Annotated in this window: 22 protein-coding genes; 3 read left to right on the top strand and 19 right to left on the bottom strand. The window is 44.0% G+C overall.

From position 1 onward, the window contains the following. Window positions 1-45: 45 nt before the first annotated feature. Window positions 46-1,455, bottom strand: coding sequence for a hypothetical protein (locus RTR76_RS06380; RefSeq protein ID WP_312518077.1), 1,410 nt, complete (start codon window positions 1,453-1,455; stop codon window positions 46-48). Between the two features lie 181 nt (window positions 1,456-1,636). Here RTR76_RS06380 and RTR76_RS06375 point away from each other — a divergent pair, with 181 nt between their 5' ends. Further along, a complete protein-coding gene (locus tag RTR76_RS06375; RefSeq protein ID WP_312518074.1) occupies window positions 1,637-1,867 on the top strand; it encodes a hypothetical protein in 231 nt (76 codons plus the stop codon). Next, window positions 1,861-2,556, top strand: a complete 696-nt coding sequence (locus tag RTR76_RS06370; RefSeq protein WP_312518071.1) for a heparan-alpha-glucosaminide N-acetyltransferase — start codon at window positions 1,861-1,863, stop codon at window positions 2,554-2,556. The genes RTR76_RS06375 and RTR76_RS06370 overlap by 7 nt, the downstream gene beginning before the upstream one ends. Here RTR76_RS06370 and thiD read toward each other — a convergent pair. From thiD to RTR76_RS06325, 9 genes are all read right to left on the bottom strand, one after another. Next, window positions 2,549-3,349 (bottom strand): bifunctional hydroxymethylpyrimidine kinase/phosphomethylpyrimidine kinase, encoded by an 801-nt coding sequence (thiD, locus tag RTR76_RS06365; protein WP_312518068.1) that lies wholly within the window; start codon window positions 3,347-3,349, stop codon window positions 2,549-2,551. The genes RTR76_RS06370 and thiD overlap by 8 nt on opposite strands. A gap of 32 nt (window positions 3,350-3,381) precedes the next feature. Continuing rightward, the gene (gene sixA, locus RTR76_RS06360; protein WP_312518066.1) at window positions 3,382-3,864 is read right to left on the bottom strand and encodes a phosphohistidine phosphatase SixA; all 483 of its coding nucleotides are present in this window, start codon (window positions 3,862-3,864) and stop codon (window positions 3,382-3,384) included. 203 nt (window positions 3,865-4,067) lie between these two features. Further along, on the bottom strand, window positions 4,068-4,214 hold the full coding sequence (locus RTR76_RS06355; protein WP_312518064.1) for a hypothetical protein: 147 nt from the start codon (window positions 4,212-4,214) through the stop codon (window positions 4,068-4,070). 155 nt (window positions 4,215-4,369) lie between these two features. Then, window positions 4,370-6,574 (bottom strand): heavy metal translocating P-type ATPase, encoded by a 2,205-nt coding sequence (locus RTR76_RS06350; RefSeq protein ID WP_312518350.1) that lies wholly within the window; start codon window positions 6,572-6,574, stop codon window positions 4,370-4,372. A 13-nt stretch (window positions 6,575-6,587) separates the two neighbouring features. Then, window positions 6,588-6,950 (bottom strand): metalloregulator ArsR/SmtB family transcription factor, encoded by a 363-nt coding sequence (locus tag RTR76_RS06345; protein ID WP_312518062.1) that lies wholly within the window; start codon window positions 6,948-6,950, stop codon window positions 6,588-6,590. A gap of 120 nt (window positions 6,951-7,070) precedes the next feature. Beyond that, window positions 7,071-7,238, bottom strand: a complete 168-nt coding sequence (locus tag RTR76_RS06340) for a hypothetical protein (protein ID WP_312518059.1) — start codon at window positions 7,236-7,238, stop codon at window positions 7,071-7,073. A 16-nt stretch (window positions 7,239-7,254) separates the two neighbouring features. Further along, window positions 7,255-8,502, bottom strand: coding sequence for a Ger(x)C family spore germination protein (locus RTR76_RS06335; protein WP_312518057.1), 1,248 nt, complete (start codon window positions 8,500-8,502; stop codon window positions 7,255-7,257). Continuing rightward, window positions 8,487-9,593 carry a GerAB/ArcD/ProY family transporter gene (locus tag RTR76_RS06330; RefSeq protein WP_312518055.1) on the bottom strand — a complete coding sequence of 369 codons (1,107 nt, stop codon included), beginning with the start codon at window positions 9,591-9,593 and terminating at the stop codon, window positions 8,487-8,489. Before RTR76_RS06330 ends, RTR76_RS06335 begins: the two co-directional genes overlap by 16 nt. Further along, a complete protein-coding gene (locus tag RTR76_RS06325; protein WP_312518052.1) occupies window positions 9,590-11,470 on the bottom strand; it encodes a spore germination protein in 1,881 nt (626 codons plus the stop codon). Before RTR76_RS06325 ends, RTR76_RS06330 begins: the two co-directional genes overlap by 4 nt. A gap of 133 nt (window positions 11,471-11,603) precedes the next feature. Here RTR76_RS06325 and RTR76_RS06320 point away from each other — a divergent pair, with 133 nt between their 5' ends. Further along, entirely contained in the window at window positions 11,604-11,948 is a 345-nt protein-coding gene (locus RTR76_RS06320; protein ID WP_312518049.1) for a hypothetical protein, read from the top strand. A gap of 37 nt (window positions 11,949-11,985) precedes the next feature. Here the strand turns inward: RTR76_RS06320 and RTR76_RS06315 are convergent, their stop codons facing one another. The 9 genes from RTR76_RS06315 to RTR76_RS06275 all read right to left on the bottom strand — a co-directional run bounded on the left by RTR76_RS06315 (window position 11,986) and on the right by RTR76_RS06275 (window position 20,451). Continuing rightward, window positions 11,986-12,153, bottom strand: a complete 168-nt coding sequence (locus RTR76_RS06315) for a DUF1540 domain-containing protein (protein WP_312518046.1) — start codon at window positions 12,151-12,153, stop codon at window positions 11,986-11,988. A gap of 103 nt (window positions 12,154-12,256) precedes the next feature. Continuing rightward, window positions 12,257-12,835, bottom strand: a complete 579-nt coding sequence (locus RTR76_RS06310; protein ID WP_312518044.1) for a hypothetical protein — start codon at window positions 12,833-12,835, stop codon at window positions 12,257-12,259. Between the two features lie 106 nt (window positions 12,836-12,941). After that, a complete protein-coding gene (locus tag RTR76_RS06305; RefSeq protein WP_312518041.1) occupies window positions 12,942-14,084 on the bottom strand; it encodes a HAMP domain-containing sensor histidine kinase in 1,143 nt (380 codons plus the stop codon). Next, window positions 14,077-14,772 (bottom strand): response regulator transcription factor, encoded by a 696-nt coding sequence (locus tag RTR76_RS06300; protein ID WP_312518038.1) that lies wholly within the window; start codon window positions 14,770-14,772, stop codon window positions 14,077-14,079. The genes RTR76_RS06305 and RTR76_RS06300 overlap by 8 nt, the downstream gene beginning before the upstream one ends. A gap of 382 nt (window positions 14,773-15,154) precedes the next feature. Next, window positions 15,155-15,577, bottom strand: a complete 423-nt coding sequence (locus tag RTR76_RS06295; protein ID WP_312518035.1) for a hypothetical protein — start codon at window positions 15,575-15,577, stop codon at window positions 15,155-15,157. A gap of 138 nt (window positions 15,578-15,715) precedes the next feature. Beyond that, the gene (locus RTR76_RS06290) at window positions 15,716-16,981 is read right to left on the bottom strand and encodes a hypothetical protein (protein WP_312518032.1); all 1,266 of its coding nucleotides are present in this window, start codon (window positions 16,979-16,981) and stop codon (window positions 15,716-15,718) included. 301 nt (window positions 16,982-17,282) lie between these two features. After that, a complete protein-coding gene (locus tag RTR76_RS06285; RefSeq protein ID WP_312518029.1) occupies window positions 17,283-17,609 on the bottom strand; it encodes a hypothetical protein in 327 nt (108 codons plus the stop codon). After that, on the bottom strand, window positions 17,609-18,934 hold the full coding sequence (locus RTR76_RS06280; RefSeq protein ID WP_312518026.1) for a putative sulfate exporter family transporter: 1,326 nt from the start codon (window positions 18,932-18,934) through the stop codon (window positions 17,609-17,611). The genes RTR76_RS06285 and RTR76_RS06280 overlap by 1 nt, the downstream gene beginning before the upstream one ends. A gap of 149 nt (window positions 18,935-19,083) precedes the next feature. After that, on the bottom strand, window positions 19,084-20,451 hold the full coding sequence (locus tag RTR76_RS06275; protein WP_312518024.1) for an amidohydrolase family protein: 1,368 nt from the start codon (window positions 20,449-20,451) through the stop codon (window positions 19,084-19,086). Window positions 20,452-20,486 lie beyond the last annotated feature (35 nt).

Raw genomic sequence — 20,486 nt, 5'->3', positions numbered from 1 at the left:
CTTTGGATGATATGGTAAATGCCTGTCATTAGTATTCCAATAATGTCAGATTAAAAACATAGCAACAATTGTTGTCACAATCAGTCCAGTTGCTACCGGAATCAGATTTCTTCTGGCTAATTCAAAAGGATCAACTCCACAAATAGCTGCTGCCGGAATCAAAGCCCACGGAACTACCGTGCCTCCACCTACCCAGATGGCGGCAATTTGCCCCAACGCAGTCAAAGTAGCAATCCCTGAGCCAATTGCAGTTGCAAAAAGATGAGCGATTGATCCTGCCAGTGATATGCCGGAAAATCCGGAACCATCTAACCCGGTAATAGCTCCGACTATTGTCAAGGTTACAGCTCCAATACCGGGATTAAGAGGAACTGTCTGAGCCAATGCCAATCCCAGATCATTCACCAGTCCTTGCGATCCGGGCGGCAATACTTTGCCATATATGCTTACGAATGCCGAATCTCCAAGATAAAAAAAGGCGGCAATAGGAATAACCGGGCCAAAAACTTTAAAACCAAACTGAAATCCTTCGATTAGATATGCAGTCATTTCCTCTAGGCCTTTATCCTTATGGGCCAAAAGTGCTATGATTACCAGGATTAATACCGATGTACCGCCGATAAGGGCTGTTGCGTCACCGCCCTGTAAATGCAAGCTAAACATCGTCATTACATCAGCCAGATAAAGGATTGGAACAGCAATCGCTAATGCAGTCTTTTGCCTCATTGATAATGTTGATTTTAAATCAATTAAATTTGCTGACTGAGAATTTAATGCACTATCATCAAGGGGCTCCCCAGTAAAAAGCTCGCCTTTTTTTAAATCCCGTTTCAGTAGAAAGAACGCTGTACTTGTTGTTATAATTCCCATAATAAATACTAACGGTACACTTGCCGCCACGACATCACTCACAGGAATTCCAGCTGCTGCGGCAGTCAATTTGGGGGCTCCCTGGATGACAAAATCACCGGATAAGGCTATACCATGACCGAATAAATTCATTGCCATCGCAACTCCCATTGCCGGTAAGCCAGCGCGGACAGCTACAGGCAGCAATACTGCTCCTAATAAAGCGACGGCTGGTGAAGGCCAAAAAAACCAGGAAATAGTCATCATCAAAATACCCGTTATCCAATAAGCCAATGTAGGCGTTTTAATCAGGTTTGTTACCGGCGAAATCATCACTTCATTAATCCCGGTTCGCAATAAGACCTTACTCATCGCTACAATAATTGAAATAACCAGGATAGTACCTAACAGTTCGGTTATAGCAAAGATAAAGCTATCAAATATACCCATTATAGAATTAGCGATTGATCCCTTGGCCATGAGACCAAGCAAACAAATGCCAACAATACAAACAAGTGTCGTATCCCGGCGCATCACCATAAAACCAATGATAAGAACAATAAACGTCAAATATACCCCATGGAGCGCAGTTAAATCAACCTGCATGCAAACTCCTCCTTTAATTTGGGTAATGACCCCAAAAACTTATTACAGGATATGCAGGGCTGTTCATAGTGTTACGAAAAAGAAAAACCGCCTCTTGGCGGTTTTCATCCTTAAATCCTTTTGTAACATGGTTGATTGTGCTATAATGAAGCCGAAAACTGAAGAAATGCAGGTATTAACCATGAGTCAAGTAGTACGACAACATCTAATAGCAGGTTTTATATTTGGTGATCGCCAGTCCGGTGAATATGTCTACCTCCCGGGAGGGGAAGTGGGGCTTGACGAGCCATTATGTGTTCTGGAAACGCCGGCTGCCAGACTTGATGTATCTCTTGATGAAGCGGTACAGTTAGTTGCCAAGTTGAGCCTAAAACCAGTGAAACATCCGCGGTTAGGTGCAAAATCGTGTTAAATCACTATAAAGCTAATCGTTTGGGAGAAATTGATGCTCTGCGTGGAATGGCCATTATTTTAATGGTCATTTTTCACACCATTGTCGATTTAAAAGATTTTTATCATTATCCGGTTAACTATCACGACGGATTTTGGTATTATCTAGGCAAATCATCGGCTTCTTTATTCATATTCCTGGCAGGCTTAAGTGCGACGCTTGCCACTTCCCCCATCCGCCACGGCAGCCGAATTTTCTTCTGTGGACTGGCGTTGACAATTATAACCTGGTTCTATAGCCCTGACTGGTATATCCGGTTTGGTATCTTGCATTTTTTAGGAATAAGCCTGATCACATATCCTTTTGTCAATAAACAAAAGCCAGTAGCATTACTGCTACTGGCGATATTTGCCGTTCTACTAGGACACTGGGCGGCTGATCAAATTGTACCGTGGCCACTGTTAATCCCGCTTGGCTTGCTGCCAGACGGCTTTCAAACGATGGACTATTATCCGCTATTTCCGTGGTATGGGATCTTCCTAATAGGAACTGCTGCCGGCAAGTACTTCTATCAATCAAGCACCAGCTTGTTTCCCTATGTTGCTTTTCCTCAACCGCTTACCTTTTTAGGCAGACATTCGCTTGCCATTTATCTGATCCATCAGCCTTTATTGCTGGTATTGCTTTACGGGCTCCATCACATTAAATAAGGCCGGCTTTTTTATAAAGGGCATAAAAATGATGAACTGGCCCTACCCCTTTGCCGAGTGGAAAAGCCTGCTCAATTGCCACTGTAATAAAGTCTTTTGCTTTTCGTACAGCATCAAAAATCTCACAACCCTGCCCAAGGTTAGCAGCAATAGCGGAGGAAAGGGAGCAACCCGTACCATGCGTATTGGTTGATGGAATACGCGCTGATGGAAGATAATAAAAATCTTCGCCATCAAAAAGAATATCCGTAGCATCAGTCTGCCGATGTCCACCCTTAATTAGTACATTTTTTGCCCCCAAAGCATAAATGCTTTGAGCAGCCTGCTGCATATCATCAAAAGTCTCTATCTTTTTCCCGGTGATCACTTCCGCTTCGGGAATATTAGGCGTAATAATTGTCGCTAATGGCAATAGCTCACTTACCAGCCGGGCTTGGGCCTCTGGCTGCAGCAAGCGAAACCCACTCTTCGATACCATAACCGGATCAACAACTATGTTTTTTGCTTGATACTGCCGAAGCTTGGCAGCAATCGTATTGATTGTCTCTTCGACAGAAACCATGCCAATTTTAACAGCATGAACCTCAATGTCTTCAAAAACAGCTTCCAACTGCTGCGCAATGATGTCGGCACTAATATCCTGTACAGCCAATACACCTTGTGTATTTTGTGCGGTTACAGCCGTAATGACACTCATCCCATAGGTTCCATGGGCAGAAAATGTTTTTAAATCAGCTTGAATGCCTGCTCCACCCGAGCTATCCGATCCGGCGATGGTTAACAAATTTTTCATAACGTCACCTCTTTAGAGTTTAGCATTTACTTTCATTTTTTAGAAAAACGAGGCTGCACATACCAAAGGAGCTCCCCCTCCAGCCTGTTATCAACTACAGCATTTGACTTATAGCGGAGACCCACGGCAGTTGATTTACGAAAAGGCAGCTGTAACCCCGTCAGTTGCTCGGTCCATTCACCTAAAAAAGGCTGATGTCCTACTATAAGAACACAGTCTTCTTCATGGCAATCATTCAAATTGGCACAAAGCATTTCAAAATCGCCATTAGAGATTGCATTATGTATTTTGACTTTTACTCCCACTTGGTCTGCCAGTATTTCAGCTGTTTGCAAAGCCCGAAGCAATGGACTCGACCAAATTTGAATTTTGCGTTTTTTAGGCAGCAGTTTATTGACGATTTTAGCCATTTTTTTAGTCCGTTTACGCCCTTTCGTCGTTAGGCTGCGCAAACCGTCGTCTCTCATATCGGTACTATCTTCTGCTTCACCGTGACGAAATAAAACAATTACCATGCAAGTCCTTCCTCCACTTTGCTTTGGATAGTCAAGACAAGCATACCATATCAACAGAGTCTTTGCCTAGTGTCTTGCGGACTCCTCCGCCTTGTATTGCAAAAAAATCTGCACTGTCTAATTCTAATTCACAACTTTGCCAAGACACTAGTACAGACATAACAAAAAAAGACAGACGAAATTCGCCTGTCTCTGCCGGAACTTCAGCAAACACCAAGATACGCCGAAAGCCTGACAGCCTGGTGAATATCACTGCTGCGCAAGTCAGGATTATATGGAGGTAAATCACGTAAAAGTTCAGTTAGTTCCTCTTCTGTTAATTCTACTTGAATCGGCTTTTGTTCACCCATGCTTATGCTCCATTTCGCTAGGGCATTTTATAAAACGCCATTATTCGACATGTTATTACGACGGTTCGACATATTAAAACAAAATCCTGCCTGCACTGGAAATTTTTATTAAATTTAAATAAAATTGGCTCCTGCCAACAGCAGGAGCCAATTCTTTATTTAATCGTACGCACTAGACGCATCCCATTAAGAGTAACCAGTAAAGAAGCGCCGGTATCGGCAAAAACAGCAAGCCATAAGTTTACGAATCCGGCAAACGTTCCAATTACGAAGAGCGCCTTTACCGCAAGCGAGAAAGTAATATTTTGGCGGATAATTGTCATCATGTTCCGGCTTAGCGCCATAATATAAGCTAGTTTTCCCAAATCATCAGCCATAAGAGCAATATCCGCCGTTTCCAGAGCACTGTCCGATCCGGCTACGCCCATAGCGATACCCACATTCGCAACAGCAAGCGCAGGTGCATCATTAATACCATCACCGACCATCGCGACATTGCCATACTTGCCGGCTAATTGCTGCAGTGTTGAAACTTTATCCTGAGGCAGGAGTTCACTGAAGACAGTATCTACACCGGCTTGCAGAGCAATATTCCGGGCAGCCCGGTCATTATCACCGGTAAGCATGGCGATACTCTTTACTCCGGCTTTACGAAGCGCCGCTATTGCCAGTGGAGCGGTAGCTCTTACTGTATCAGCAAGGGCGATTAAGCCCAGCAGCTCAGACTGCCTGCCAATCAGCACAACCGTTTTTCCCTGGTCTTCCAGTTCAGTAACCAGTTGAGGAGCATTTCCCAGAGGATAAGCCAATTCCTCAAACAATCGCATGTTGCCGACATAAATTGTTTCTCCCGTTACTGTAGCCTGCGCACCACGTCCGGGCAGCGCAGTAAAATCAGCTACTGAGCCCAATTCCAATAAACTCGCACGGCCAAGAATAGCTCTCGCTAACGGATGCTCCGACCTTTGTTCTACTGTTGCAGCCAATGCCAAGACTTGCTCACTGTCAAGGCCGCTTAAGGGAACAATATCCGTCACAGCCGGTTTTCCTTCCGTCAGAGTACCAGTCTTATCAAAAGCCACCGCTTGAATAATCCCCATTTGTTCCAGATATACCCCGCCTTTGATCAGCACCCCGTTGCGGGATGCATTCCCAATTGCGGATACAATGGAAACAGGTGTTGATATAACCAATGCACAGGGACAGGATATTACCAGCAATACTAGGGAACGGTAAAACCATTCATCAAAAGGCTGCGCAAATAGCAGCGGAGGGATAACGGCAATACCTACAGCAGCTATGATCACTGCCGGTGTATAGTATTTAGCGAACACATCAACAAATTGCTGCATAGGCGCTTTTTCAGCCTGTGCTTCCTCTACCATATGCATAATCCGGGCAAGTGTAGAATCCTGGGCAAGCTTGGTAACAAGAATCTCCAAGACACCTTGTTCATTGACTGTACCAGCATAAACGAGATCACCCAACTCTTTTTCTACCGGTAAGGACTCGCCAGTAATGGCGGCCTGATTAACACTTGACAAGCCTGTCGTCACTTTGCCATCCATAGCAATGCGTTCTCCTGGCAGAACCAGGATCGTATCGCCTACAATAATTTCTTCAATAGGCAAACGTACTTCCTGACCATCACGCCGGACAAGCGCATCTCTAGGCGCCAGCTCCATTAACGCCCTGATAGACTGGCGGGTTTTATCCATCGTGTACGCTTGCAGCGCATTTCCCAGAGAAAAAAGAAAAACAACAGTCGCGCCTTCGCTCCATTCACCAATAGCAACTGCACCTATAGCGGCAATCAGCATAAGAAAATTGGTATCAAGCGTCATACTTTTTAGTCCATATAGGCCGCTCTTAGCTACATGATAGCCCCCGACAATCATTGCCAGCGCATATAGCGGTATAACAACAGCTTGAGCAATATCCGTCCATTCCAGAATCATCGCTGCTCCTAAAAACAGCCCTGCAAAAATCGTTGCCAAAGTTTTGGGATTATCCCACCAACGTACTGGCTGCGCATTAGCAGCAGCCACCTGCTGATAGGGTTCAGCCTGATAACCAGCTTGCCGGACAGCATTTATGATATCAGCATCAGTAAGAATATGCGTTATTGTAAGCTTAGCTGCACCAAAATTAACAATAACCGACTTCACACCCGGCAAAGCAACAAGGCGCTTTTCCAAATGGGCGGCACAATCAGCACAATCAAGACCTGATAAACGGAAAATACTTGTATATGCCTTTTCTGAACCTGCTGTTACAGCAGCATGCTTAGCTTCCGGGTTAGTATCATGGGGGCCGCAGCCATGACAGCCGCAGGCAGTAGTTACCTCCGTTTTTTCCATCACAAAATCCCTCCTAACTATGACTAATGTGTTCCAGACCTTGGCACAGAAGTGCTACTACATGATCATCATCCAGCGAATACCAGACGGTTTTTCCATCTTTACGAAACTTTACCAGCCGGGCATTTCTTAGTACCCGTAACTGATGAGAAATAGCAGATTGCCCCATATTCAGCGTTTCGGCAATATCACAAACGCACATTTCACCTTTACTCAAGGCATGCAGTATCTTAATACGCGTAGGGTCGCCCACCACTTTGAAGGTTTCAGCCAGTTGAAAAACTATATTATCTGTCAATAGTTGTTGGCGGGCCAAACAAATCCGTTGCGGATGATAATTACATTCTTCACATAGCTCGAAATCAGAATCATGCATTTCTCTCACTCCAATATATGAATATATGTTCATATATGAATGATAAATGATTTGCCCCATGATGTCAATAAAAAATTGCTCCCTTCAAGTAGAAAGGAGCAAGAAAATATTGTAATATTATCAGTCTTTCATTGCCAGCCGGTAAACCGGCAAAGCTATAGCAATCATCGCTACAGCAAAAACCACATACGCCCCCTGCTTATTACCGCCTTGCTTTAACCAACGGGCAAAGGTAAGGGCATAAAAAGCAGCGGTAAAAGAACCAAGCAGCAAGATTATATCGACCACATTACAATCCTCCTTATTATTTAGCAATTGGTGATGACTGCCACATGAGCGCACTACGGCGAATTTTCGTATTCACTTTCACCCGGAAATCAGCTTTGCTATACTTTTTATCCCAATCAATTTCCTTCCATTCCGGCAAGGTGCGAAACATGGCACGGGCCTGGTAACCAAAGCCTACTGGGTCAGCGCCGAGAAACTGGGTCTTTTCCAGCATATTCATCATTTCTGCTTGCACTACCTGTGAAATCTGATCTTCCAATTGCTCTTTGTAGCCAGCCATTTCATAGTTAATAGCACTGGGAATTGACGTAACTTCAGCCTCCAGCATGACATCCACATCAAAACTAAAATGTCCGTCTTGCATTGTTACTTCGGTCTTTGGTTTTCGGCCAAGGCGAAAGATAATATTAATTGATTTTTCTGGTACATTGGGATCGGTTACTGCCAGGAAACAGGTAGGTGCATTTTTACCTTCCAGCAAGCTCACCACCCGGCATTCCTCATTCGTTAACGTGCCCACCATCTTATCAGCCTTAAACAGTGCTAAGCCAGCAAAATTAGTTGCAGCACCATCTCCTGTCAATGGTATATCACCAGCAGTATATTCGTCATTTTTTTCGCCGGGGCTTTTCTTGTCCGTAGGCCGGTCCTTCCCATCCATGGAATTGACGGCGACTAAAGATGCATAGGGTGCTGCACTGCCGCCTTTAAGCCGGTTATAAAAATCATGCAAAAAGCTTCGCCCGTAATATCCGTTCTCTGTATTGCTCAACATCATTGTCTCAATATATTTTGAAGGCAGAATTTCTAAGCGGGGAGTCAGTTTCTTAATAAACTCCTCAGCAGTTGAGTCATGAGAAACAACAATGTACATAGAGCCGCGAAATTCACGAAAGCGCTGCAGCGGTGCTACAAAATCACCTACTCCCTGACGGGCAAGCGATTCACCAATAATAATAACTTTGACATGCGATAAATTAGGAATGCGGGCAATGGTTGTATTTAACAAATTGCGCGCTTCTACCAGCGTTGTTGCCGTTACGGTGATAATTTCGGTTGCCTCTTTACTATCACTAGTGCCCGTACCGGACAGGGCGCGTGGAATGGCTAATTGATATGTAACCTTAAGATTATCTTTTTCCGGGCCTTTATCTATGCCCATGGCAATGACATAACCTACTTCATCCGTTTCACGGGCGCCACCGCACCCTGCAGTAACCAGAAAAATTGCTAATACCAGCAGAATGATCAACCTGCTGCCCATATTTTCACCTTCTTCCGCTTTTTCCAGCCGAGACCTGCCAGAAGCAATAGGGGCACTGCATATATGCCGATATTCAAAAAGGTTTTCCCTACAAAGGCATAGTCCATCATCACACTGACAACATCCTCAGGAATCATAGCAACATGAGCCAAGAGAATGGTAACTACCGGTATAAGCGGCCGCATCGTCGGCAATTTGCCCAGATAAGTAATGCAGTATAATGCAAAATATAAGCTAAAAGCAATATCAAGCAGCCCATTAATTACCCAGAGAATAATAAATAGTGATTCCAGCCGCTGCACGTAGCGGCCCAGATAAACAAGGCGGACCATTTCAAAAAAGGGCAGCATTTTCTCCCGTCCCACTGTAACACCAAACAGCAACGTATAGAAAAAAACGACCATAGCCCGTAATACAGTGCTCAGTCCCAATCCAAACAGAGCAACTTGCCACCTTGTCCGACTGTTTTGAAAAGACGACGCTACAATCGCTATAGCAACAACACCAAAATTAATACCGGCAAACTTTGCACCGGTAAATAAGGTTGTTCCCAGCCCCATACTCAACCACGGCGCTAAACGGTATATTTCATAAAAAGGATTCAAAAGTATGAAAACAATCAACAGCGTTACTGCAATAAAAGGCATCAGAATATACCCAGCCCGAGCCATCCCCTCGAGACTGAAGGCCACTACAATCCCCACTACAAGAGAATAGGCCAGGATGACAAAAGAAAACTCCGTCATAGGCAGCGCTGTAAGCAAGGTATTCTCGGCATACTGCCTTAGCATTAATATATAGTTGACACTAAAGGCTAGCGCATAGTATAAGGCGATTATCCATGCAACAACCGATCCCAGCAGTTGTTCACATACCTCAAACAAATTACCCGGTACATGTTTGCAAACAAATAAGACGGCTAAGAGTGATAGCAATGATATACCACCGTGAATTAAAGCGGCAAGCCATCCCAGAGCACCTGCCTCATTAATCAATACAGCCGGTGTGGTCAGAAAGGTTGTCGGAAAGGTAAGGAGAAAAACAATTGCCATTCCTTCTGCCGTACCCATTTTCCCTGGCTGGTAGCTCATTCCTCCTCCTCCTTCTTACCTACAGGCTTTTCCTTCGTCCATTTACGGCTAATTGCAGGCTGTCGCCGGCTATCCTGCGTATTTAACTGATCAGGCCTAATTTCCTGACGAAATACCGGTCCTCGTACTAAGGTATCATAGCCGGAAATTGTTTTTGGTGCTACCGGTGTCATATAGGGCACACCGAAGGATTTCATACTACACATTGCAACCGTAATAACCAAGAGGCCAAAGGATAGTCCTACGAGACCCATCATGGCGGAAAGCAATAAAAAAGCAAACCTGGTTATGCGCAGGGCAAAAGCCAGCCGGTAATCAGGAATAGAAAAGGAAGCCAAGCCAGTCACAGCAATAATAACAACCATGATTGGACTAACCAGGTTAGCAGCAACTGCTGCCTGTCCTAAAATGATGGCTCCTACAATACCGATACTCGATCCGAGCAGACCGGGAACGCGCAAGCCCGCTTCCCTGATCAATTCAAAGGAAAACTCCATCATTAAAATTTCAACTATTGCCGGAAATGGGACCTTCTCTCTCGCTCCGGCAATCGCAAGTGCCAGTTCGGTCGGCAGCGCTTCCTGGTGAAAATAGTTGATCCCCAAATACATTGACGGTAATATAACGGCAACCAAAGTCCCGACTATTCGCAGCAATCTCATAAATGTGCCAGCAGGCGGTTTTAGCGAGAAATCTTCTACAGAATGAAAAAACGAGAAAAAGGTGACGGGAACAATATGAACAAAGGGCACTCCTTCATAAACAAGGGCAACCCGTCCCTCGGCAATATTCACTGCCGCCCTGTCTACCCGTTCGGTAGACAGCATTTGGGGGAAAATCATCGCTGGATGGTCTTCAATAAATTGCTCCAAAATTCCCAAGTCTACAATATAATCGGTGGAAATTCCCTTAAGCCGCCTTTTCACCTCTGCTACCAAATCAGGATTAACAAGCGATTTTAGGTACATAACTGCACATTTTTGCGGTATCCGGTCTCCGATCATAAGAATTTCCGTAACCAAATCATTAGTAGGCAGCATGGTACGCAGCAAGCCAGTATTAGTTCGCAGGCCTTCACTAAATGCAGCCTGGCTGCCACGAATAGATTGCTCGATCTGAGGCCGTTCCACACCGCGCTGCTTGTACCCTTTGGTACTTAAAGTAAGAGCCTGTTCTACCCCTTCAAGAAACAGTGCCGTATCTCCGCCATTAATTGCATCTGCCACATCTTTAAATTTACTTACCGGTGATGCCTGATTACTGGGCAAGCAATTTTCCATAATAGTGGTAAGGAGCTCATTGCCTGCAGGCTTTGTTTTACCCGTATCCAGTAACATAAGAGGCTGCAAAACACCTAAATCAAGTACCTGCTTATCAATCATGCCGTCCAAGAATACGAGCATCGCCTTAATTGGCTGTTTTCCGCCAAGTTCAAAACGGCGGATCAGGATGTCCTTATTAATATCGCTGCTGTACATCCGGTCAATAATGGCTTTATTCTCTTCTAACAGCGGACTTACCAGCTTGTCCAGCGGCTGAGCTGCCGCATCATAAGAAAGCAATACCGGCGCTGTATTGTCTTTAACCTTTTTCAACGCCTCCACTTCTTCTGGCAAGCGCTCAATAGAGGTCAGGTCATTGCCGCGAAAAGCAGCTATGCTCTTCTCCATGATTTCTTCCAAACGGCGGGAATAATCAACTAGTGTTTTTAACTCCCGGACTGCAGAAGTGATTCCATCTTCAGGACGAGGTCCGGAATGGCCGCTTTTGCCTTTTTCTATCTCATCTAAAACAAAGGGTTTGGGATTTTGCGGCGGTTTATAAATCAAGAGTGTTTTAATACTCTCATATATTTGCGTAATAATTGTATTACCCACCTGGAACACCTCCTGATTCTGGTAATAATAGATAGTATTTCAAAAAACAGGAAATAGTATTTACCTTTTTCCTGTGCTTTTCTTAAAGCTGCCCACATATACATAAATAAATCATATAACTTGAGGTGGCTCTATGACTGTTAACGATAGTATCACATTAGAAAATGAAATCCTCCAGGCTTTTGATGCCCTTAGCCCCTATCTGCCGTACCTTTTTGAAGAAGAAGTTTTCGTAGGCTTTACTGACCGGGTTCGGTTCCTGCGTTTTATTCCCAGTCAGTCTCTGCAACCAAGTATTACCGAAGGTGATCCTATTCCTCCTGGCGATGCTATCTATGAAGCCCTACGGCTTGGCAGGCCAGTCACCAAACTAATCGCGCAAGAGCTCTATGGAGTAGAGTTTAAAGCGATAGGCATTCCCGTCAAAGATAAGTACGGCCAGGTAATCGGCGGTATTGGAATCGGTCGCTCAATATAAAAAGAGACTGGATGCTTTCACATCCAGTCTCTTTTGCTTATGCTTTTGTCCGGAAAGTCTGGCAGTTGGTCTCTCTGCTTTTGCTGGCAGAGTGGCCTCCGTTATCGACATTTACTTCGATTGCAGGTGCTGAGCATTTGTAGTTGTCTTCCCAGTAATTACAGTTTTTAACGCTGCATTTTACTCCATTGAGTACATTAGCCATTAAATCCCCTCCTTTATTAGGATACTTTTAGTTTGTCTGAAAGGAGGCTATTCATGCAAAAATTCCGGGTAATTTCAATGTTATTTACTGTTCAATCTACCTGCTATTTCCTAAGATTAGTGGACTTAAAAAGGCGAAATACGGCATGGAGGCCGGCAATTGCCGCCCCAATGGTATCGCCGATCAAATCAAGATCCGTGTCAAGTAAACTAGGTTGACTGGGATGATCAGGGTTACCGATCTGATCACCGATAAATTCACCAATCTCATATACCGCTCCTATGGCAATACCTAATGACAAAACCAGAATAAAGGTAAACAACCTGCTCGCCGGCTTTGCGAGCAGCTGAGCAACTAATACGTAGGCAAATAAGGAAAAAGCATAAGTACCAAAGGCATGCTGAATCTTATCGAAGACAAAGGAATGCTGATAATAGCTTAAATAATAGCCGAAAAAGTTATCACTCAGGCTCGCTGCCATCGATGCCACTCTTACATAATTGCTCATATAAAAGCCATACCGTAATTCCAGCAGCGTATAGATTATCCATGCAACCGCCAGTCCGGCAACATTAGGAATAACCTTAGAATTGCCATTAGCAATTAGAGCAATGGCAATGATCATTTCCAGTACTAAAAAAATCAGAGTAAACTTTAGTATTGCAGCTCTCGAGTTCGGCAAAGACAAATCCTCCTAGACCAGATAATCAGTAAAACTTGCCTTACACAACGCCTTATCTTTCCCTTATCTGCAAAAACTGATGCAACAAAAATACTGCAAATCCACTCTAGTTATTGTTTAGTGGTAAAAACAGTCGGAAAATGGTCCCTTCTCCAGGACAGCTGACTGCCTCAACCATGCCGCCGTGCGTTTCTATTAATTGCTTAACAATCGCCAAACCTATTCCTGAGCCGCCACTTTTTTTATCACGGGACTTATCAGAGCGGTAAAAATGCTCAAAAATATACGGTAAATCAGCTTCACAAATTCCAATCCCAGTATCTGCTACCGTCAATTCGACCCAAGATTGATTTTTTCTATCTACAACATTGCATGTTACTGTGATCGTACCGGTACTTGCCGTATAGCGCAGGGCATTTACCAGCAGATTGTTCAGAACCTGATTGATCCGGCTGGCATCAACAAAGAGCAGCGGCACAGGTTTTAAATTCATCACAAGATGAATTCCCTTCTCATCGGCTAGCGGCTTCAGAAGCTGAATAGCCCTGGCAATTACCGCACTTATATCTGTAGATGTTTTTTCGAGTATTAATTGTCCCGCTTCAGCCAATGACAAATCCCGTAAATCTTTAATCAGGCGGTTTAAATAGACTGTCTCTTCGTGGAGGGAACGAAGCTGATCATTATTTTTTTCAACAACACCATCAATCATTCCCTCTAAGTTTCCCTGTATAATCGCTAAAGGTGTACGTAAGTCATGGGCAATATCCGCTAATAAGCGTTTGCGTAATTGGATGTTCTCTTCCAGAGAACGAGACATACGATTAAAGGCTTTTGCCAGCCGCCCTACTTCATCTTCTGATTCTACCAGTATTTGCTGACCATAAGTCCCACTGCCAATTGCATCAACTGCAGTATTTAACTGACGGAGTCGTACGGTAATGGTTTGCGCAAACAAATAGCTGGCAAGCAGCCCTGCAAGCAGCAGTGCACCACCGACCCAATAAAGTGAGCGGTGAATCGACTCTAAAAAAACTTGCTCCGGCAATCCCATCATCGCTGCCATGGCCTGCCCGCCGCCCATCGCTTTCATCATGTGTTCGCTGCTTTGTCCCTCAGTCTGCTGTCCGGCCACATAGTTAGTAAAGTGTACCATCATCTGGTATTCAGCAAGATAGACCAATAGCAGTACTGTGAGTAAGATAGATAAAAACATCAAGCCGGTAATCCGCCAGGTTAAACTACGCATATTCGTCACCAGCTATTTTATAGCCTATGCCATATACAGTTTGAATAAGTTGTGGATTACAAGAATGACCAGCTAGCTTACGGCGCAGGTTTTTTATGTGGGCATCAATCGTACGTTCATATCCGTCAAAAGTATACCCTTGTACCTGCTCAACAATATGGAGCCGTGAAAAGACCCGCCCTCTGTTGGCAGCAAGCAATTCGATAATTTTAAACTCAGTTGGTGTCAGATCCAACGGCTCAGCTCCCACCAGCACTAAATGGCGCTCCCGGTCGATGATTAAATCGCCGACCTTGAGCTGAATTTCTTTAGAACTGCCCTTCTGTGTCCGTCGCAAAATAGCTTTTGCTCTGGCAACAACTTCACGCGGGCTAAATGGCTTAGTCACATAATCATCAGCTCCCATTTCCAAACCAACTAACCGGTCATTTTCTTCATCCCGGGCAGTCAGCATTAGAATCGGAACATCGCTTTCTTTTCTTATTTGACGGCAAACTTCCCAGCCATTCAAACCAGGCAGCATTAGGTCAAGAATAACAATATCCGGCTTCTTCTCCCGCACCAATTGAAGAGCCTGGTAGCCATCATGACCAATATATGTGCTAAAATTCTCTTTCAAAAAATAAGTTTGTACCAACTGAGTGAGCTTACTGTCATCATCAATAATCAAAACGGTTGGCTGCATCATTTTTTCTCCTTTTCAGCCTAGTGTCTTAGTAAAGTTAAATCTTAGCTTAGCAGCGTATCTTTTTTTGCACTGTCTAATTCTAATTCATAACTTTGTCAAGACACTTACCCTTATTATACACCCGAACAGCGATTATACATTGTGCTTGCCTTGTCTTCTGCAAACTTTCAAAGAAAAATCTAAAGAACCATTGCTAAAATCAAAAGATACTCAACTTTACTTCTATGAAACAGGGAGGATGCCCCTATGGAAGAGCTTAGCATTTTGTTCCTAGCAGGTTATCTTTTCTTCTTATATCGCGTCAACCGGATATTGCAACTAAATTAATACTGCTGTCACGAGTGAAAATCACCCCCAAATCATTGGGGGTGTTTTTCACTATCTAGTTACCGTGATGGCTGTTATGATCATTCATTTGAGCTCCGCCATTCATCACAGTTGACGGCATACTATGATCGCTGCTCATATCCACTGAGTTAACCAGGTCAGACATTACCTGGTGAAATCCCATATCCTGCTGCAGCATTTGTTTCATGACACTTTGCATTTGCGGTGTTTGCAACATATTTTTCATTGCCTGCTGCATTTCAGGGCTTTGCATCATTACAGCACATTGTTCCTGCATCTGAGGTGAGTTCATCCTATCAGCCATTGCTTTGGCGTCCATTGATTCCATCATATGCCCGCTTTGCACCATGGCTGGTGTTTGATTTTTCTCAGCTGCATTTGTCATACTGGATACACCAAAAGCAACGGACGAAACCAACACCCCACCTATCACTAAAAGTATGATTTTTCTATTCATTGTTCTTCCTCCCTATTAGTTGCTTTGTTTTGCTTAGTATACCAAGCACTTTTGAATTTTCGATGAATTTTAAGAAAAAAAAACGCGAACTATAAAAAAGCTGCTCTTCCCGAAGGCTGAGCAGCTTTTTTCATATGATTACTTATTGATAGCCAAAATCCCATAACGATACTTTAAATCATCAGACTGGGTAAACCAAATCTCACCACTGCCTGCCATAACTCCTTTGTAGTTAACAAAGGTTTCATTTACTTTCTGTTTGGCTAAAGCTTCTTTTACTATTGCCGTAAAAACGGTGTCATAGCTTTTTAGCAACTCTTCTCTGGATGTATAGGTTGTTGGCACACCCTGGGAGTAAACATTCAATGGATACAGAATATAATCGGCTACCGATTCTTTATTGCCGACAGCAACCAGCCCCTGCAGCCTGGTAAAGACTGCCTCAAATTGAGCAGCATCATCAAAGCCTGCCACATAGTAACGATTCATCGCCATAGTAATCTCTTGGGAGGATTGATTCTGGAATTCCCGTACTTGCCTTGTTAAGCTTTCATCATTTTTTTTCAATACTGTTACATATTGCCTCATCGTTTTAGAAAAAACACCGTTTTTATCATCCCACGCCGTCTCAAGGTAACCTTTTTTTGCCTCAGCAGCCATTTGCTTAGTATCGTAGTCAAATAAAGGTGTATTATTCGTACCGTACAAGGCAAACATTGCATACTTGTTAAGCAGCATTTTTATCTCTGTAGTTTTAGGTGAGTCAGGATATTGAGCAAGATACCTCTCCTGTGCTAATGTCCGTTTAACTAATTCGTCCCAGCTTATTCTGAGCGCCGCATCTTTAGCAGGAGGCTGTTGGGATTCTACCGTCATAATATCAATATATGCAGCAAAATCGGGTGTTAAATTAGACTGGTATTTTTTATACATTTCATAATCAATTACCGGATAATACATTCCTTCAGCCGTTTCTATTTTATATCCGCTATTTTTAGCTGCCGCCAGGCGCTCTTTTACAGCAGTGTCTTCAACAGCATTCGTATAATCAGTTGAGCCGCTCTTTTGGTGCGCCCTGGCCAAGGCTGCCTGTAAGGCTTCATCATCGGCAAAGCGCTTCTCGATATCAGGAAGTCCGGCTTTTTGCTTCTGTTCAAGCCCGCTAACCATTACTACCGCATTTTCCTTAGATACTGCACTGTGATTTGCATCAATATACTGGACAACTTGAGCCGCTGTACTGTTTTGATCTTCTATCATCTTCGTAAACTTTTCCATAATAGCCTGCTCTTGCTTGGCAGTATCCTGAATAGGACTGGGGGCTTTGCTTGCACAGCCGTTTAACAGGCTGGCTAAGATAATCAGTAATGCTACCATAGCTATCATTTGATTCCGTCTGCTCATTTGAGTCCTCCACATAAGTAATATTGCCTTTAAATTAAGTAACGCTGTCCCAGTGTAAAAGTAACGTACAAGTAGTATTGATAGCATTACCTGATCAAGGAATTATTACAATAAGAAAGAACCTGCTATCTCCTTTTGTCATTGCCACAAAAGGAGCAAAAGTCTAGGCCTATCTTCCAATAGCCTTGGAAAACTACTGACTTACTAAAATTCGTAAACTCGCTATCGCTCAAACGTTGCATTTCCTCATTTAGCAAAAAGGAACTATGGCAAACTTACGTTACCATAGTTCCTTTGCTGCCTACATCATTCCCCAACCCCGGCTATATTCGAGATGAATTTGAAAATCCTGATCCTGAAACCCTTTTGCCAGCAAGTACTCTTTGGATTCACGGGCTCCGACAGTTTCTGACTTGCCATAGAGATAATTTTTATCGGTAGAGAAAACAAACTCCAATTCCGCCAACGCTTCCATCATGGCAGCAAGCTTATCATAATGCGCTTTTGCTAAAACACCAGCCTCCCGCAGCCGATGAGGCCCCTCGGCAAGAGTACCCAGGTCAAGGGCTAAATTTGCATTCAAGCCTATTCGTATGAGAGTAACATGATTAACAATTGGCCTTTCCATTACTTAATTCCCAGCCAATACTCTACAAACACTAAATTGGATAAAACATACCCCAGCGGTACATTGATCGCAACACCTACCGCGAATGCGGCTAATGGGCGCCAGCCAAACGTAGATAATTCTCTAAAGCGGGTGGTAAACCCGATGGATAGAAAAGTCCAGGTGAACGCCCAGCCGCGGAAAGTTTTTAAAGGCCCAATAGCATCCTTAGAAAACTGAGCAGCCGTTTTCGGATCCAGACTGGCAATAACAAAACTTACTAAAATAGAGGCTGCAAAAAAGCCTAATATAAATTTGGGAAACCTTCTCCAAATTTCTGCCACATCAATTTTTTCAGCTTCTGCTTTGCTCTTATTCTCCCATACGGTAACAGACAGCACTGCCACTAGCAACGCCCAAACCCCAACAAACATATCCCGTCCAATCACTTTCATTAGCGTAAATGCTTTTACAGCCCGTTCATCGCCAATTGCTTCTGCTGCCGCAAAACCGGCTGCATCGGCAAATTCGGAAGTACCGATCCAGGCTCCGGCCGGTCCAGGATCAAGTCCGAGCAGTTTAGCCCATAACGGTAAGAGAAAGATCATTGCCACAGCCCAGATAATAACCATTGAGATAGAGACCGAGACATGTTCTTTCTCTGCCCGGCAAGCCCCGCCGATGGCAATTGCAGCAGATACACCGCAAATTGATCCACCGGCTGCCAAAGTTGCCCCAAAGCGGGGATCAAGCTTGAACAGTTTTGTTGCCGCGAAATAAATAGAACCAAAAGTAATAACCGAAACAATGGCAGCCTGCAGAATTGCTACAGGACCAGCCTGGAGAATCAGTGTGAGCGGCAATGTCGCCCCCATTAAAACGATCCCTGTTTTCACATAAAGCTCCGTACGTAAGCCTGCATGGAACCATTCAGGCAGTTTGAAGATATTACCGATTATTAAGCCAATAAGCAAAGCCAGGACTGGTGTTTCCAGCTGCCAATCCTTAATAAATTTATTAGCACCTAATGTAGTAATAAGTACAGAAAAAAGAAATAGTGCTATAAACCCGCCAACAAACTTAGGAACGCTTTGTCCCATCACTTTTACACCAATTGAATATACCACTAAAAAGAAAGCCAATAATGCTATAAGTCCAAAAGATGAACTGGTAAGAATGCCAGCTAATTTTGCAAGATCTGATGACCACCCACCAATATTAACAGCCATTGTCTTAAATATGCTGACGCTTCCGGCCAAAAACGCCAGTGTAACTAACACAATAAGTCCGAAGCCAATTACGATTGCCCAGTAATCTTCTTTTTTGTACCACTTGCTTCCACTCATTTTACTACCTCCTATTTGCTGAAAAAAAATAAAACCAAAGGATAAACAGCCTGCATTTGCAGACGATTTAAGCCTTTGGTTTTTCCAATCAGCACTATCTTTAATTCACCTTAGAATAACACGAAGTCATTTTGAAAGTCAATAGTTATTCATATCTGATAATCATATACCGGTTTCGTGCAGCGAATAGCTTTGCCAGCACGGGTATCAATGACTTCCCCTTTGGCTAAAGCAAGTTTGCCATTGATAAAAACATAATCGATTCCTTCCGGCGAAGCATCGGGCAGTCCAAAATCCGCCTTGTCCGTAATTCCATGAATATCAAATACTACAAGGTCGGCGTCCATCCCCACTCTCAAACGGCCCTTGGTCGTAAAGCCTAGCGTTTCGGCTGGCAGCAAAGTTGCTTTACGAACTGCTTCCATAAGATTCAGCTCGTAACGCTCTACAACCATTTTACGGAAATACCGGGGGAAGCTGCCGGCAATTTGCGGATGTCCTTCACCGGGATCATAGGCACCCGTATCGGTAGAAGGCATCGCATAGGGGTGATTAAGAGCCATATAAATCTCTTCTTCAATACCGGTAAAAACAACTACTGCAGTATGAGGGGCAGTGGCTCGCAGCTCACGGTAAATATCCATTGTTAAGCGGCGACCATTGTATTTACCGGTAATGACCAAAATATCTTCAAGCTTCCAGCCATTCACTTCCATATATTCTTCATCAAAAAGTACAGCACCGATATGAGTTGCCCATTGGGTATACATGCCACTGTCAAAGCGGATATCCACCCCTTGTGCCCTGGCCCTGTTGATTACTGCCAGCGCTTCATCCATCATACCTGTACCATACTGATATACGAGATGCGATACTTGTACCCTGGCACCCGTCTGCCGGGAAATTTCTACTGCCTCAACCAAAGAGTACATATCGCTGCTGGTAATCATCCGTGTATCTACTGCTACAATCCGGCCATATCTTGCAGCAAGCTGGCTTAGCCGCATGATCTCGTCATTCGAACTGCCCGGGGCATAGGCGAGCCCCAGAGAAAGACCGCAGGCCCCTTCTTCAAAGGCTTGTTCCACCAAGTATTCCATACGCACCAATTGCTCTTCAGTAGCAGCCTCAAGCGGATTAGCAGCACCTACAGCTTCTCTTAAGCTCATGGAATGACCAATCATCTCAGCCTGATTAATGATAAAGCCATGCAGCTCCTGCGCCGAGAAGAAAGCATTAATATCCAGCGGACTTGCACCGCAGTTACCACCGACAGTAGTTGTAATTCCCTGGCGCAAGGAGAGTTCACCGCAATAATTGTCCTGGTCGATATGTCCGTGTATATCAATAAAGCCCGGACAGACAATTCTGCCTGAAGCATCAAACTGCCGGGCTCCCAAAATGTCATCTTTTGTTATAATGGCAATTTGTCCATCCTTGATACCGATATTACCATTAGTCCGGGTAAGGTTCTCAGGGTCAATGAGTATCCCATTTACAATCACTATATCGAACATGATTTCCACCACCTTATTTACAAAGATACACATTA

This window comes from Anaerospora sp. (genome assembly GCF_032013335.1).
Lineage (GTDB): Bacteria > Bacillota > Negativicutes > Sporomusales > DSM-15969 > Anaerospora.
Note: the sequence above shows the minus strand (reverse complement) of the source record. Positions and strands in the feature narration are given on the sequence as shown.

Coding starts and splice junctions, on each gene's coding strand:
- RTR76_RS06380 (WP_312518077.1), bottom strand. CDS start 1,455: ATGCAGGTTGATTTAACTGCGCTCCATGGGGTATATTTGACGTTTATT.
- RTR76_RS06375 (WP_312518074.1), top strand. CDS start 1,637: ATGAGTCAAGTAGTACGACAACATCTAATAGCAGGTTTTATATTTGGT.
- thiD (WP_312518068.1), bottom strand. CDS start 3,349: ATGAAAAATTTGTTAACCATCGCCGGATCGGATAGCTCGGGTGGAGCA.
- sixA (WP_312518066.1), bottom strand. CDS start 3,864: ATGGTAATTGTTTTATTTCGTCACGGTGAAGCAGAAGATAGTACCGAT.
- RTR76_RS06355 (WP_312518064.1), bottom strand. CDS start 4,214: ATGGGTGAACAAAAGCCGATTCAAGTAGAATTAACAGAAGAGGAACTA.
- RTR76_RS06350 (WP_312518350.1), bottom strand. CDS start 6,574: ATGGAAAAAACGGAGGTAACTACTGCCTGCGGCTGTCATGGCTGCGGC.
- RTR76_RS06345 (WP_312518062.1), bottom strand. CDS start 6,950: ATGCATGATTCTGATTTCGAGCTATGTGAAGAATGTAATTATCATCCG.
- RTR76_RS06335 (WP_312518057.1), bottom strand. CDS start 8,502: ATGGGCAGCAGGTTGATCATTCTGCTGGTATTAGCAATTTTTCTGGTT.
- RTR76_RS06330 (WP_312518055.1), bottom strand. CDS start 9,593: ATGAGCTACCAGCCAGGGAAAATGGGTACGGCAGAAGGAATGGCAATT.
- RTR76_RS06320 (WP_312518049.1), top strand. CDS start 11,604: ATGACTGTTAACGATAGTATCACATTAGAAAATGAAATCCTCCAGGCT.
- RTR76_RS06315 (WP_312518046.1), bottom strand. CDS start 12,153: ATGGCTAATGTACTCAATGGAGTAAAATGCAGCGTTAAAAACTGTAAT.
- RTR76_RS06305 (WP_312518041.1), bottom strand. CDS start 14,084: ATGCGTAGTTTAACCTGGCGGATTACCGGCTTGATGTTTTTATCTATC.
- RTR76_RS06300 (WP_312518038.1), bottom strand. CDS start 14,772: ATGATGCAGCCAACCGTTTTGATTATTGATGATGACAGTAAGCTCACT.
- RTR76_RS06295 (WP_312518035.1), bottom strand. CDS start 15,577: ATGAATAGAAAAATCATACTTTTAGTGATAGGTGGGGTGTTGGTTTCG.
- RTR76_RS06290 (WP_312518032.1), bottom strand. CDS start 16,981: ATGAGCAGACGGAATCAAATGATAGCTATGGTAGCATTACTGATTATC.
- RTR76_RS06285 (WP_312518029.1), bottom strand. CDS start 17,609: ATGGAAAGGCCAATTGTTAATCATGTTACTCTCATACGAATAGGCTTG.
- RTR76_RS06280 (WP_312518026.1), bottom strand. CDS start 18,934: ATGAGTGGAAGCAAGTGGTACAAAAAAGAAGATTACTGGGCAATCGTA.
- RTR76_RS06275 (WP_312518024.1), bottom strand. CDS start 20,451: ATGTTCGATATAGTGATTGTAAATGGGATACTCATTGACCCTGAGAAC.